The organism is Arthrobacter sp. B3I4, from assembly GCF_030816855.1.
GTDB lineage: Bacteria > Actinomycetota > Actinomycetes > Actinomycetales > Micrococcaceae > Arthrobacter.
Genome location: NZ_JAUSYK010000001.1, coordinates 976,990 through 990,972, shown reverse-complemented (window position 1 = coordinate 990,972; position 13,983 = coordinate 976,990). Strand labels below are relative to the sequence as shown.

Genomic DNA, 13,983 nt, shown 5'->3' with positions numbered 1-13,983 from the left:
CTCTCAGACGTTCTGGGGTTCGGGGGCGGCGCTGTCAGCAGCCAGTTGCTCGCGCAGCCGGAAGTGCTGAAGCTTGCCGCTCGGATTGCGGGGCAGTTCGGCGACAAAGTTCACCTGCCTGGGGTACTTGTACGGAGCGATGGCCTGCTTCACGAAGTCCTGGATTTCCTTGCGCTTCGCGTCGTCGCCCTCAACGCCTTCGCGGAGAACGATGAAGGCACAGACCACGCTGCCGCGGTCCGGGTCGGGCCTGCCGACGACAGCGTTTTCCATCACACCCGGGTGTTGGTCGATCGCCGCTTCCACCTCGGGCGCGCCGATGTTGTACCCCGAGGACACGATCATGTTGTCGGAGCGTGCCTGGTAGTAGAAATAGCCGTCATCGTCCCGACTGAAGGTGTCACCGGTAACGTTCCAGCCGTCCACGACGTAGTCCGCCTGGCGGGGATCGTTAAGGTAGCGGCAGCCGGTGGGACCAATCACGGCGAGGCGCCCGACGGCGTTCGGGCCCAGCTCCCGGCCGTCCTCGTCGAGGATCGTGGCGCGGTAGCCGGGGATGGCCGTGCCGGTGGCACCGGTACGGATATCGTCCCCGGCCGCGGAAATGAAGACGTGCAGCATTTCGGTGGCACCGATGCCATTGATTAGCTTCAAGCCCGTTCGTTCGTGAACGGCTCGCCAGGTTTCGGCGGGCAGGTGTTCGCCAGCCGAAACGGCGGTCCGGAGGCTGGCGAGCAGACCCTCGGCGCCTTCCTTGAGGATCGCCTTGTAGGCCGTCGGAGCGGTAAACAGTATGGTGGCTTTCGCCGCGTGCACTGCCTGCGCCAATTCGAGCGGCGTGGCGCGTTCGGTCAGCAACGCGGCGGCACCGAAGCGGAGCGGGAAGACGACGAGGCCCCCCAGCCCGAAGGTAAAAGCCAGGGGCGGGGACCCGGCGAAGATGTCCTCCGGGGAGGGCTGGAGGATGTGCCGGGCGAAAGTGTCCGCGTTGGCGAGGATGTCGCGGTGGAAATGCATCGTGATCTTCGGCGTCCCGGTCGTTCCCGAGGTCGGGCCGAACAGCGCGACGTCATCTGCCGCCGTCGGGACGTCGGAAAACTCACCGCTCTTGGCTGCGCAGCGGGCGATCAGATCAGTTTCCGTGTTGCCGCCCACGGCCAGTACCGGGACCTCACGGCCTGCGGCCTCAACCAGGTCCGCCAGGAAGCGGCTGTCGCAGAGGGCGGCGGACGGCCGGGTCAGCTCCAGCAGGGTCCGGATTTCCTTCACGCGGAGGGCGGGCATGATCGTCACCACCACGGCGCCGGCCTTGAGCACACCCAGCCACGCGGCGACGAGCCAGGGGTTGTTCGGCGAGCGCAGCATCACGCGGTTGCCGGGGACGACCCCGAAGTCCTCGACCAGGACCTGGGCCACCTGGTTGGCGTGCCGTTGCAGCTCCCCGTAGCTCCAGGACCCGCCGTCCGGGGTGAGCAGGGCTGGGCGGTCGGCACCGAAGCTACGGACCGCGTCGTCGATCAGTACAGTGGCCGCGTTGAGCTGCTGCGGGTACTGGAGTTCCGGAAGCGTGAACTCCAGGGCGGGCCACTGCTCTGCCGGAGGCAGGTTGTCACGGGCAAAAGTGTCCTGGTGCGCCGTGGGCGTCAGATCCATGGCAGGCCTTTCATATCGTCATTGATAGGGGCGGGGCGTTCATCGAGTCCTCCGAAACGGCCGTTTGGACGGGCCAAAAGGGCACTTACGGAGCAGCGGATTTCCGGATCATGCCTTCTTGGACCACCGTGGCGAGGAGCCTGCCCTGCCGGTCGTAGAAGTGACCCTGGGCGAGTCCGCGGTTGGCCTGCGCCGAGACGGCTTCCTGGACGTAGAGCAGCCAGTCGTCCACGCGGCCTTCCCGGTGGAACCACATGGCGTGGTCCAGGCTTGCCGTGACCAGGTCCGGGTCGGCCCAGGCGTAGCCGTGCACGCGGAGCACCGGTTCCAGGATGGTGTAGTCGCAAACGTAGGCCAGGGCTGCCCGCTGCAAGTCAGGGTCATCCGGCAGCCGGTCAAAGGCCTTGACCCAGACGGCCTGGTGCGGCACCTGTTCCCCCTCAACGCTGAGGTAGACGGCGCCGGGAACGTGCCGCATGTCGAAGCTGCGTCCGCCGGCCCAGTAGGCCGCAGCGTCCCCGCCGACGCCGTCGAGCACGTCGGCGGAGGAAGGCAGGGACTCCGGATCAGGGATGCCGGCCGGCATGGCCCGGGCGAATTCCGCGCCGGACTCCTCCGCGTGGAAGGAGGCCATGGCCACGTAGACGGTCTTGCCGCCCTGGTAGGCGCGGACCTGCCGGGTGGAGTAGCCGCGCCCGTCCCGGAGGCGCTCCACCTCGTACCGGACCTCGGCGCCGATGTCCGCCGGCCGCATGAAGTAGCTGTGCATCGAATGCAGCGAGCGGTCATCCCCTACTGAGCGCATAGCCGCGGCGGCGGCCTGGGCCACCATGTCCCCGCCGTAGGCCTTGGGCCACGGCACGTACTGCGTCGTGGCGGTATAGGCCTCGTCGAGGAAGTCCGGCTCGGCAGGGGTCAGTTTGAGGGCGGACAGGAGGATCTCCGACGTCGGGTTCATACCCGGCGGTACCCTTCGAGCGTGGAGTCGTCGACGTCGTCGAGGTTCACCACGATGTTCTCGGGGGTGCGGGCGGTGAGCCAGACGAGCTCCTCGGTGGTGCTCATGTTAGCTTCCACGTGCGGCATATACGGCGGGACGAAGACCCAGTCACCCTCGGTCATATCAAGGAATTCTTTGTAATCCTCGCCGAAGTAGATCCGTCCCTGGCCGCGCAGCACGTAGCCGCCGGTCTCCGCCTCGCCATGGTGGTGCGGGAATGAGCGGTAGCCGGGTTCGTTGCTGACCTGGCCGTACCAGATCTTTGTAGCAGGGGTGTGCTGGGTGCTTACGCCGGAGATCCGGACGGCGCCGCCGGACTGGCCGGTGTCGCGGTGCTCTGCCCCCTTGCGGGTGACAACGGGGACAACCTGGTCGGTCACCTGCTGGCTGATCTGTTCTGTCATGGTGATACCTCTCTCTGCGGGGCGGTAGGACGGCGCGGCTTAGAGCTTGACCGCGTTGGTGAGGGTGCCGATGCCCTCGATCTCGGTGCTCACGACGTCGCCGTCGTGCAGGAATCGGGGCGGGACGGCGCCCATGCCGACCCCGCCGGGGGTGCCGGTGAGGACGACGTCGCCGGGACGGAGCCTGGTGAAGGTGGAGATGTAGGACAGCAGGGCCGGCGCGCTGAAAACAAGGGTCTTCGTGTTGCCGTCCTGGACCACTTCGCCGTTGACCAGGCAACGGACTTGGACGCCGGCTTCCGGATCGCACTCATCCGGGGTGACCAGCACCGGGCCGAGCGGCGTGGTGCGGTCGAAGGCCTTCCCCTGGAACCACTGCAGGGTGCGGTTCTGCCAGTCGCGCATGGAGATGTCGTTGGCGGCCGTGTAGCCGGCGATCGCGGCAGCGGCTTCCTCGGGCGACGCGTTCCTGAGCGGGGCGCCGACGACGACGGCCAGTTCGGCTTCCCAGTCCAGCTTGGCGCCGTTGCCGGTCGCGTCAATGACGTCACCGTCGCCGATCAGCGTGTCCGCAAACTTGGCGAACAGGGTGGGGAACTCCGGCAGCTCCCTGCCCATTTCTGTGATGTGGTCGGCGTAGTTCAGGCCGCAGCAGATGACCTTGGACGGCCACGGCAACACGGTGGCGAAATGGACGTCGGTAAGGGGGATGGAACCACCGGCGCCGCCGCCGGACCTGTCCGCTGCGATCGCGGCCGCCGCCGTTTCCTGCCAGTCGGCGTTTCCCAGCAGTTCACTGAGGTCCCGTGCTGCCAGCAGCACGAAGCGGTCCCCCACCTGCACGGCAGCGCTGGTGGCGGGTCCAGCACCGGCGTCGGGTGCGGTTATGACGGTCGCAAGGCGCATCTTCTTCACTTCCGGTTCGACGGCGGAACCGGCACCTTTGCCGGCTCTCATGACGGGCGTATGGCGGCACTCCCGGAAAGGATATGTCGACATTTTTACGGTCGTCACATATGCTCAACTTAACACGAATCCACGGCTTTGAATAGACCGGAGCGTTCCAAATCTTCCGCCGGGCTTGCGCCGGCCGGGCGTAGACGTTCGGATTCCCTTGCTAGTTTTCGACTCACTGAGGAGCCACCATGAACCACAAGGTCATCAACCCAGCGGCCCTGGCCAAGCCCTCCGGCTTTGCCCACGGCGTCCTGGCCGGCAACACCGTGTACCTGGGTGGCCAGACGGCGATGGACAAAAACGGGGACATTGTTCCGGGCGGCATTGTGGAGCAGTTCCGCCAGTGCTTCGCCAACGTCCTCACTACGCTGGCCGAAGCCGGCGGCCAGCCCTCGGACCTGGTCAACGTCACCATCTACCTGACCGACGTCGAGGACTACCAGAAGAACGGACGCGAGATCGGGCGGCTCTGGCGCGAAATGGCAGGAACCGACTACCCCGCGATGGCTGGCGTGGGCGTCACCAGGCTCTGGCAGGCCGAAGCACTGATCGAGATCCAGGCGATCGCCGTTGTGGCCGGGCAGGGATAGAGCCCGGTCAGGAGCCTAGACGGCGCCCGCACCTCCCGGACCCGCCAGCAGCCGCTCTGCATGCTGGCGGGCCGGGCCGTTAAGGAGCCGGTGCAGCTCAGCAAAAGTCCGTTCGGCGGTGAGCCCGTGCCAGCCCGGAGGCAGGAATTCCTCCGGCAGGCCCGGGTCCAAATACGGCAGGCGGCGCCACTGGGTGAGGAGCTGGACGTAGTCGGCGAAAGCCGCACGGTCGGAGTCCGGCCGGGAGCCTGCGTCTCCTGACTCCCAGCGGGCAAGCACCGGGGCGAACCTGTCGATGAATTCGGCGTAGAGCGATTCGAGCGCCGGCAGGTCCCACCACCGCGAAACCTTGTCCTTGATGTCCCCGGCCGTGAGATGCTCGGCTTTGAAAAACTCCACGTACTCGGTCAGCCCGGTCCGCTCTAGCTGGTGACTGATGTCTTCATAGGTATTGCCGGGTGCAATCCATAGGCCGGGGGTTACCGATCCGAAGCCCATCCTGGTCAGGATGCTGCGCAACTGGTGGCGCAGGTGCCGCTGCGACTCAGGGACGGAGAATGCGATAAGCAGCCAGCGGTCGGCCGCCGTGGCCCGTCGCGGGGAGAAGATGCGGCGGTCCCCCTCCTGGAAGACATCCTCCAGGTTCGGCGCCAGCCGATAGGCGGCCACGCCGCCCTGCTTGACGCTTTCCAGCACACCGCGGCGCTTTAGTCTGGAAACCGACGAGCGCACCCCGGAGGATTCGACGCCGAGGTCGTCCAGCATGGAAATCAGCACCGAGACGGGCACGGCGCCGCCGGTGGAGCGGCCGTACAGGCCGTAGATCGTGACGATAAGCTGCTGGTGGCGCGGGGGCAGGCGCGGGACGGAGCCAGCACCGTCCGGCACGGCATCCGCATCGACGGCCGGCAGCGCCTGGTTTTTTACCACCGCCGGTTTTTCCTCGCGAAAAGAATCATGGATCTAGGCTATAGAGGTCTGCGGCCCGCGACCGCCATGGCACGCACCGCAGAGCACCGGCCCGATGCGGCTGTTCGAGGAAGTCCGCCAGCTGGGGTAAGGTGAGTCTCGTTGTTCCGCGGGACACCGTCCAGGCTTCTGGACCGTCCCCCTGCGGCTGTAGCTCAATGGTAGAGCGCTAGCTTCCCAAGCTTGATACGCGGGTTCGATTCCCGTCAGCCGCTCCAGTTTTTCCCGCTCCGCTCCCTCCGGATGCACTTCGCCAGAGCCGGTTAGGTAGCTACCTGTATCGTTCGAAGTCTGGAACCTCTTCGGTTCCGCTACAGGAGCAATCATGGCTGACAAATCCCCCCGTCAAGCAGCATCCAAGAAATCCGCCAAGTCCATTAAGGAAAAGCGCGCTGATAAGAGGGCGGCTGCGGCCCCGCCAAGCTCCCTCGACAAGGCGACCGCCGCCAAGACGGCAAGTCCCAAAAAGAAGTGACCGGTTCATCAGGCGGTCTAACCCTGGGAGTCCTCGCCACCACGCGCAAACCCGACGAACGCCGGCTCCCCATTCATCCCCGCCACTTCGAACGCATCGCACCGGAACTCCGGCAGCAGCTGATCGTGGAAGAGGGCTACGGCGAGCGTTTCGGCATGACGGACGCCGATTTGGCCGACATCGTAGGCCAGATCGCCCCGCGGACGCAGCTGCTGGCTGACGCCGACGTCGTGCTACTGCCCAAGCCACAGCCGGAGGACCTCGCCGAACTGCGCGACGGGCAGGTCCTTTGGGGCTGGCCGCACTGCGTCCAGGACTCGGCGATTACCCAACTCGCGATCGACAAAAAGCTCACCCTCATCGCGTTCGAGGCGATGAACCACTGGGCCAGCGACGGCGGCTTCGGCCTGCACGTTTTCCACAAGAACAATGAGCTGGCCGGCTACTGCTCGGTGCTGCACGCCCTGTCCCTGACCGGCACCACCGGTGATTACGGCCGCCGGCTGAGCGCCGTCGTCATTGGATTCGGTGCGACCGCCCGCGGCGCCGTGACGGCGCTGAACGCCCACGGCGTCCATGACGTGCAGGTGCTGACCAACCGAGGGGTCGCCGCGGTAGGTTCGCCCATCCATTCCGTGCGGATCGCGCAGTTCGACCACGACGGCGAGGCGCCGTACCTCAGCGAAGTCATCACCGAACGAGGACGGGTTCCGCTGGCGCCGTTTCTCGCCGGGAGCGATATCGTGGTCAACTGCACCCTGCAGAACCCGAACGCGCCGTTGACCTACTTGCGCCCCGAGGACCTGGACGCCTTCCGGCCGAGCAGCCTGATCGTGGACGTGTCCTGCGACGAGGGCATGGGCTTCAGCTGGGCTAGAACGACGTCGTTCACTGAGCCCATGTTCACGGTCGGCGGCCACGTCGACTACTACGCGGTGGACCACAGCCCGTCCTACCTCTGGAACTCCGCCAGCTGGGAAATCAGCGAGGCGCTGCTGCCGTTCCTAGCGACGGTATTGTCCGGACCCGAAGGTTGGGACGGCAACGAGACCATTCGCCGCGCCATCGAAATCCGCGACGGGGTGGTGCTCAATCCAGACGTTCTCGCCTTCCAACGACGCCAGCGCGCTTACCCGCACCTGCCGGTCGCCGGCGCGAAAGCTAGGCCCGGACGATCCGCAGCAGCCGCCGCCGGTCCCTGACATCCACCCTGAGCATCAGCTGGCCGCGCCGGGCCAGCACGACGGCGACCGTCGCCGCGGCCAGCGCAGGTACCCCGCCCGCGACCAGTACGGCCGTGTGTGGATCAAGGTGTTCCGCCAGCCAGCCCATCAGTGGGCCGCCGATGGCCTGGCCGCCGATCAGCACCATGATGTACAGGCTCATCACCCGCCCGCGGATCCCCATGTTGGCGCTGGTTTGGACCAGCTGGTTGGCGGCGGTGAGGAACATCAGGCACCAGAAGCCGGCCAGCACCATCGCCGCGCCGAACCACGCCATCGACGGCGCCGCGGCGGCAAGGCAGAGCATCAGCCCATACATCCCGGCAGCCAGCATGACGGAACGCAGCCGGAGCTGCCGCCTCCGCGCGGAAGTAACGGCCCCCGCCAGGGCCCCGAGCGCCACGAGGGCGTTGAGCAGTCCGTAGCCTCCGGCGCCGACGTCGTACACATGGTCAGCGAAAGCCGCCAGCAGCACCGGCAGGCTCATCGCGAACACGGAGACGAAGCCGGCCATCAGCCACGGCCAGTAGATCGTCGGCTTGCTCAGCGCGTACCGCAGCCCTTCCCTGAGCATGCCCTTGCGCTTGGGCGCCGGCAGCGCGATGTGCAGTTCGTCCCTGCGCAGGATCAGCAGCATGGTCACCGTGGAGCAGCACGCCACGGCGTTGGCCGCGAAGGCCCAGCCGGCCCCCACGGCGCCGAGCAGGATTCCTGCGAACGCCGGGCCGATCAGGCCGCCGAGCTGGAAGATGGTGGAGTTCACGCTGATGGCGTTGCGCAGGTAGACCGGGCCGACCAGTTCGTTGACGAAGACCTGGCGGGCCGGCTGGTCCAGCACGGTGACCAGGCCCAGGGTCAGCGCGATGGCGTACACGTGCCAGACCTCAATCCGCTGCGACAGCGCAAGGGTCGCGAGAATTGCCGCGAGGACTGCGGCTACGGACTGGCACAGCATCAGGATCCTGCGCTTCGCGAAGCGGTCCGCCATCATTCCCGCCCAGGGGCCAAGGAAGAGCGAGGGCAGGAACTGCAGGGCCACGGTTACGCCGACGGCGGTGACGGATCCGGATAGCTGGAGCACCAGCCAGTCCTGGGCGATCCGCTGCATCCAGAGCGCGATGACGGCGATGAAGTGCCCGACGGCGAAGATCCGGAAGTTGCGGACTTTTAGTGAAATGAAGGTATGCCGCCATGGCAACCGGTCCGGCACGACGCCGATGGGTTGGGTCGTGGGCTGAGCGGCGGGCGGCGGGGCAACCTGCTGCAGCTGGTCGGGCTGCGGTTCGGTGGCCTGGAAGGGCGGAGGGGGTGCCACGGAAATTCCTCAAGGGATCGGGGCTGACGGAGTTGACTTAACGCTAGGCTGGCCCCTGTCGATTGTGGAAGGCTATCCCGGACATAACTCGCATCATGATTCGCAATGAACAGGAGCTGGCGTGGACCGATACCGGAGCGCACTGACCGGACCGGCGCATGTTTGAGCCCGCCCAGCTCCGCTCGTTTCTGGCCGTCGCCGAAACCCTGAGCTTCACCCGGGCGGCGGAACGGCTGGGCTTGGCGCAACCGACCGTCAGCCAGCACGTGCGGAAGCTGGAGGCCGCGGCCAAGCGCACCCTCATCGCCAGGGACACCCGGGAGGTGCGCCTGACGGACAACGGGGATGCCATGGCCGGATTCGCGCGAACCATCCTCGCGGCCCATGACTCCGCCGCCCGCTACTTTTCCGGGTCGGCCATGCGCGGCCGCCTACGGTTCGGCACCGCGGATGACCTTGCCATCACCGGCCTCCCCCGGATCCTGCGCGAGTTCCGGCAGATTTACCCGCAGATCAACCTCGAATTGACGGTGGGGCAGAGCGACCAGCTCTACAGACGGCTTAACGCGGGCCAACTGGATCTGGTCTTCGTGAAGTGGGTCGCCGGCGCCAAGGATGGAACGGTGGTGCAGCAGGACTCTTTCGCCTGGGTGGGGCTTGAACAGACCGTGCTGGACCCGGGGCACCCGGTACCGCTGATCGCCTACCCGGCGCCGAGCCTGAGCCGGAAACTGGCGATCGACGCCCTTGAGGGTAGCGGCCGTACCTGGCGCATCACCTGCACCACGCGGCAGATCAGCGGTGTGCTGGCCGCCGTGCGGGCAGGCATCGGCGTCGCAGTGATGCCGGCTTCACTGGTCCCGGAGGACTTGTTGGTCATCACCCGGCGCTTTGATTTGCCGCCGGTCGGCGACGTTGACTTCACTTTGATCCGGAATCCGCTGGCCAATGTCGAGGTGATCGAGGCCCTCACTCAGGCAATTGCGGGCCGGACCCTGAACCGTTCCGCGGCAAGCCGCAACTGACGCCGGCCCCGGCGGCAGCGGGTGCTCGGCGTGCGGGTGCTCGGCGGGACCGGGGCCACTCCACTTGGACCCGTTAGTTCGTGTACCTACGCGGACAAAAGGGAACACTTACCCTCAAATTACTCGTTCTGCCCGGCTTGTACGCAGCCATTGAACGCACGTGGTACTTGCCCTATCCTGACAATATCGGAGGTCAAGCAGAGGCCAGCCACACGTTTTCGAGAAAACGAACGCTGTCCCATGGTGCCCCGTACGGTGCGGCGGCACCGGACACTAAGCGTTCGGGATAGGCCAGCAATGTCGCCAGCCATAAACCGTCACCACGCCACACTTCGACCGGGCACAGTCAGCACCGGGATGACACTAAACCCCGCCCGGCCGATGTCAGCGGCCGCACGGCTTGAGAGCCTGCCGCACGCCAGCCTCGGCAGGTTGGATCCGCATCCCGCCCCGGCCCGGTCTGAGAACGACTATGTCGGCATTCCCTACTGCGAGCGGTGCGGGACGGACGAATTCATCTACCTAGAGGCGTTCATTCCCGCCAAGCACCGCCGGGACGGTTCCGTCAGCCAACTGGGCGAAGTGACGTACTTCTGCTCCGGCTGCGATGACTTCTCCGCGCACGCTGTGCCAGCGTCGTGGGCACCGCCCGGCTGGTACCTGGGCTAGCGCGCCGGGCTACTGGGCTAGCGCCGGTACCTGGGCTAGCCCAGCCGCCCTCTAGATCAGGTCGTCCGAGAGGTGGTTGGCAGTGCCGAAGCGGTGCGCGGTAATACTCACGGCCTGCTCGTGCAGGAACGGCAGCAACTCCACACGCCCCGCTTCCGTGACCGGGTGGGAGTAAACGGCAAGGTCGGGCCGGCCGCCGGCAGCTTCCGCCAGCGCCTTCGCGTCACCGTCGATCAGCCGGATCCGGCCGACGGACATTTTAGCCGCCGCGGCGAACCGGCGGACCGTGGCCAGCCACTCGGCGTCGTTCTCAACCGTGATCCCGATGCCCAGCCCGGAGAGCACGGTCCGCAACTGGGACGGCAGCTCTACGGCACTTGAGACGGTGAGGTCCGAGCCCGCCTGGACACCGGCGGCTACGACGCGGACCAGGCCACCAAGTGCCCCGCCCTCGGCGAGTCTCACAGTGACCGGCAGCGGGCGGTAACGGAAGACGTTCCGTTCGGCGCTCAAGCCGGAAACATCCTTGGCGGTGCCAAACTCCTCGGTCCAGGCCAACGCGTCGGACGCCAGCGAGCGCTGCAGCGGGGCCAGCTCCTCGGGGGCCAGGAATCCCTTGGCCGCATCCTCAATCCGCCGCACCGCGGCGTTCCCTGAAGCCGTCCCACCGCTTGACGCCCCGCCGACGGTGCTGGGCGTGCTGACCCACTCGCCGAGACCCGCGAGGTAGTTGGGGCCGCCTGCCTTGGTGCCTGGGCCGACGGCGGACTTCTTCCAGCCGCCGAAGGGCTGGCGCTGCACGATGGCGCCGGTGATACCCCGGTTGACGTAGAGGTTGCCGGCCTGGACGGTGTCGAGCCAGATGGCCAGCTCGTCGGCGTCGAGCGAGTGCAGCCCGGAGGTCAGGCCGTACTCGATCTGGTTCTGGATTTCGATGGCCTCTTCCAGGGTATCCGCGGTCATAACACCGAGGACCGGGCCGAAGAATTCCGTCAGATGGAAGTACGAGCCGCGCCGGACTCCGTAACGGACACCCGGGCTCCAGAGCTTGCCGGAATCGTCCAGCCGCTTCGGTTCCACGGCCCAGGCCTCGCCCTCGCCGAGCGTGGTCAGCGCATCCAGCAGCTTGCCGCCGGCCGGCTCGATAATCGGTCCCATCTGGCTGGCGGGATCCGCCGGGTAGCCGACGTTGAGGGACGTGACCGCATCGATCAGCTGGTTGTGGAACCGCTTGGACTTGGCCACGGAGCCGACCAGGATCACCAACGAGGCCGCGGAGCACTTCTGGCCGGCGTGGCCGAAGGCCGAGTAGGCGACATCCTTCGCGGCCAGGTCCAGGTCGGCGCTGGGCGTCACAATAATGGCGTTCTTGCCGCTGGTTTCAGCCAGCAGCGGCAGGTCCTTGCGGAAGGACCGGAACAGCTCGGCGGTCTCGTAGCCGCCGGTCAGGATGACACGGTCCACCGCGGGGTGGGAAATGAGCTGCTTCCCGAGTTCGCGCTCGCCCAGCTGCACCATGGTGAGCACGTCGCGGGGTACGCCGGCTTCCCACAGCGCCTCGACCATGACGGCGCCGCTGCGGCAGGCCTGTTTGGCCGGCTTGATCACGACGGCCGAGCCGGCGGCGAGCGCGGCGAGGGTGGAGCCGGCGGGGATGGCCACCGGGAAGTTCCACGGCGGAGTCACCACGGTGAGTTTGGCCGGCACAAAGGTGGCACCGTCGACGTCGTCGAGCCTGCGGGCCGATTCGGCGTAATAATGGGCGAAGTCAACAGCCTCGCTGACCTCAGGGTCGCCCTGGTCGATGGTTTTGCCGGTCTCACTGGCCATCACTTCGAGCAGGTCGGCGCGGCGGGCCTCGAGCACATCGCCGGCACGGTGCAGGATTTCCGCGCGCTCTGCACCGGACAGGGCACCCCACGCTTTGCCCTTCTCCACGGCGGTGGCGATGACGGTGTCCAGGGTCGCCTCATCCGTGATGGTGGCGGCCTCGACGGCGGCGTTTCCCAGCGTGGAGGTCGCGACACGGCCGAGGATGGCACGGCCCCAGTCCCGGTTCGCCGGCAGCGACGGGTCGGTGTCCGGCGTGTTCTCGAAGGCGTCGTGCGGCATCGGCGCCGGCGGCAGGGCGCGGTTCTGCCGGCGGTTCGGCGCCGGGACCTCGTCGTCGAGTTTGGCGAGGGAGGCGAGGAAGCGCTGCTTCTCGCGCTCGAACAGGGATTCGTTCTCGCTGAGTTCGAAGACCGCCGACATGAAGTTGTCCTGGCTGGCGCCCTCTTCCAGCCGCCGGATCAGGTAGGCGATTGCGACGTCGAACTCGCCCGGGTGGACCACCGGCGTGTACAGCAGGAGCGAGCCGACGTCTTGTTTGACAGCTTCGGCCTGGCCCTGGGCCATGCCCAGCAGCATCTCGAACTCGATGCCGGATTCGATGCCGCGCTGCTTGGCCAGCAGCCAGGCGAAAGCGATGTCGAAAAGGTTGTGGCCGGCGACGCCGATCCGGACGTTGCGGATGCGGTCCGGATGCAGCGAATAGTTGATAACGCGCTTGTAGTTGGTGTCCGAGTCCTGCTTGCTACCCCAGGTGGCGAGAGGCCAGTCGTGCAGGGAGGCTTCGACCTGTTCCATCGGGAGGTTGGCGCCCTTGACGACGCGGACCTTGATCGCCGCGCCGCCGTTGACGCGGCGAGCGGCGGCCCAGTCCTGCAGCCGCATCATGGCACTGAGCGCGTCCGGCAGGTACGCCTGCAGCACGATCCCGGCTTCCAGGTTTTTGAACTCGGGCTTGTCCAGGATCCGGGTGAAGACCGCGATGGTCATGTCCAGGTCCTTGTACTCCTCCATGTCCAGGTTGATGAACTTCGCTTTTCGTCCGCCGGCGGCAAAGGACGCGGCACGGGTAAACAGCGGGGTGAGCTTTTCCACCACGTGCTCGACTGCCTCGTCGAAGGCCCAGGCAGAGTGCGGTGCAACGGTGGACGACACCTTGATCGAGACGTAGTCCACGTCGGGCCGGGCAAGCAGCGTGTGCGTTCCCTCCAGCCGCCGGGCGGCTTCGTGCTGGCCGAGGACGGCCTCACCGAGGAGGTTGACGTTGAGCTTGATGCCCTCCTTGCGGATCTTCGCGATCGCCGGCCCGAGCTTCGCGTCGGTGGCATCGACGATTAGGTGACCGACCATTTCGCGGAGCACTCGCCGGGCGATCGGGATGACGACCTGCGGCAGGACCGCAGCCATGGTCCCGCCGAGGCGCACCGCGCTGCGCATGTACCACGGCAGGAACGCCGGGACTTTGGGGGCCAGGGCCGCGAGGTTGCGGGCGGCGACCTGCACGTCTTCGGGACGCACGACGCCGTCGACAAACCCGACGGTGAAGTCCAGACCGTTGGGGTCCTTGAGGACGCCTGCGAGCTGCGCGGCGGAGGCGTCGACGGGGACCTGCGCCGCGGCGGTCAGCCAGCGGCGGACCAGCGCGATGGCGTCCTCGGCGAGCGCCGCGGCCTCAAGCACAGGCGAACCTTCGGACACGGCGGCGTGCCCGGCTTCGTTGCCTGCAGCGTGGCTGGCGCCCAGGCCGGAATCCGTGGAGGTGTAGGTCATGGTGGCACTCTTTCCTTCGCAGGCTGGGATGTGTTCTAAGACTCAGTATGCGGCCGGATTTTCATAAGATAAAGCGACGTTTTCCGAGCAATACTGATTAGCA

The 13,983-nt window shown here is 66.7% G+C and carries 12 protein-coding genes and 1 tRNA gene; 6 read left to right on the top strand and 7 right to left on the bottom strand.

The window, feature by feature from the left end; translation table 11 throughout:
* Nucleotides 1-3: 3 nt before the first annotated feature.
* The 4 genes from QFZ61_RS04670 to QFZ61_RS04655 all read right to left on the bottom strand — a co-directional run bounded on the left by QFZ61_RS04670 (nt 4) and on the right by QFZ61_RS04655 (nt 3,963).
* Nucleotides 4-1,653, bottom strand: coding sequence for an AMP-binding protein (locus QFZ61_RS04670; RefSeq protein WP_307033746.1), 1,650 nt, complete (start codon nt 1,651-1,653; stop codon nt 4-6).
* An 85-nt stretch (nt 1,654-1,738) separates the two neighbouring features.
* Nucleotides 1,739-2,611, bottom strand: coding sequence for an acyl-CoA thioesterase II (locus tag QFZ61_RS04665; protein ID WP_307033744.1), 873 nt, complete (start codon nt 2,609-2,611; stop codon nt 1,739-1,741).
* Nucleotides 2,608-3,057, bottom strand: a complete 450-nt coding sequence (locus QFZ61_RS04660; protein WP_307033742.1) for a cupin domain-containing protein — start codon at nt 3,055-3,057, stop codon at nt 2,608-2,610. The genes QFZ61_RS04665 and QFZ61_RS04660 overlap by 4 nt, the downstream gene beginning before the upstream one ends.
* Before the next feature lie 39 nt (nt 3,058-3,096).
* Complete coding sequence (locus QFZ61_RS04655) at nt 3,097-3,963, bottom strand: fumarylacetoacetate hydrolase family protein (RefSeq protein ID WP_307038006.1); 867 nt, start codon at nt 3,961-3,963, stop codon at nt 3,097-3,099.
* Nucleotides 3,964-4,202: 239 nt separating this feature from the next.
* Here QFZ61_RS04655 and QFZ61_RS04650 point away from each other — a divergent pair, with 239 nt between their 5' ends.
* A complete protein-coding gene (locus tag QFZ61_RS04650; protein ID WP_307033741.1) occupies nt 4,203-4,604 on the top strand; it encodes a RidA family protein in 402 nt (133 codons plus the stop codon).
* Between the two features lie 15 nt (nt 4,605-4,619).
* On the opposite strand, the gene QFZ61_RS04645 is transcribed toward QFZ61_RS04650, so the two are convergent.
* On the bottom strand, nt 4,620-5,534 hold the full coding sequence (locus QFZ61_RS04645; protein WP_307033739.1) for a PaaX family transcriptional regulator C-terminal domain-containing protein: 915 nt from the start codon (nt 5,532-5,534) through the stop codon (nt 4,620-4,622).
* A gap of 183 nt (nt 5,535-5,717) precedes the next feature.
* On the opposite strand from QFZ61_RS04645, the gene QFZ61_RS04640 reads away from it, so the two are divergent.
* From QFZ61_RS04640 to QFZ61_RS04630, 3 genes are all read left to right on the top strand, one after another.
* Nucleotides 5,718-5,791, top strand: a tRNA-Gly gene (locus QFZ61_RS04640).
* A gap of 107 nt (nt 5,792-5,898) precedes the next feature.
* Nucleotides 5,899-6,048, top strand: a complete 150-nt coding sequence (locus tag QFZ61_RS04635; protein ID WP_307033737.1) for a hypothetical protein — start codon at nt 5,899-5,901, stop codon at nt 6,046-6,048.
* Nucleotides 6,045-7,250 carry a N(5)-(carboxyethyl)ornithine synthase gene (locus tag QFZ61_RS04630; RefSeq protein WP_307033735.1) on the top strand — a complete coding sequence of 402 codons (1,206 nt, stop codon included), beginning with the start codon at nt 6,045-6,047 and terminating at the stop codon, nt 7,248-7,250. Before QFZ61_RS04635 ends, QFZ61_RS04630 begins: the two co-directional genes overlap by 4 nt.
* Here QFZ61_RS04630 and QFZ61_RS04625 read toward each other — a convergent pair.
* Complete coding sequence (locus QFZ61_RS04625) at nt 7,210-8,586, bottom strand: MFS transporter (RefSeq protein ID WP_307033733.1); 1,377 nt, start codon at nt 8,584-8,586, stop codon at nt 7,210-7,212. The genes QFZ61_RS04630 and QFZ61_RS04625 overlap by 41 nt on opposite strands.
* 158 nt (nt 8,587-8,744) lie before the next feature.
* Between QFZ61_RS04625 and QFZ61_RS04620 the strand changes: the two genes are divergently transcribed.
* Together QFZ61_RS04620 and QFZ61_RS04615 are read left to right on the top strand one after the other, a co-directional pair.
* The gene (locus QFZ61_RS04620) at nt 8,745-9,611 is read left to right on the top strand and encodes a LysR substrate-binding domain-containing protein (protein WP_307033730.1); all 867 of its coding nucleotides are present in this window, start codon (nt 8,745-8,747) and stop codon (nt 9,609-9,611) included.
* A gap of 357 nt (nt 9,612-9,968) precedes the next feature.
* On the top strand, nt 9,969-10,280 hold the full coding sequence (locus tag QFZ61_RS04615) for a hypothetical protein (protein ID WP_307033728.1): 312 nt from the start codon (nt 9,969-9,971) through the stop codon (nt 10,278-10,280).
* A gap of 51 nt (nt 10,281-10,331) precedes the next feature.
* On the opposite strand, the gene QFZ61_RS04610 is transcribed toward QFZ61_RS04615, so the two are convergent.
* Nucleotides 10,332-13,880: a bifunctional proline dehydrogenase/L-glutamate gamma-semialdehyde dehydrogenase gene (locus tag QFZ61_RS04610; RefSeq protein ID WP_307033726.1), complete on the bottom strand. Its 3,549-nt coding sequence runs from the start codon at nt 13,878-13,880 to the stop codon at nt 10,332-10,334.
* Nucleotides 13,881-13,983: the final 103 nt, after the last annotated feature.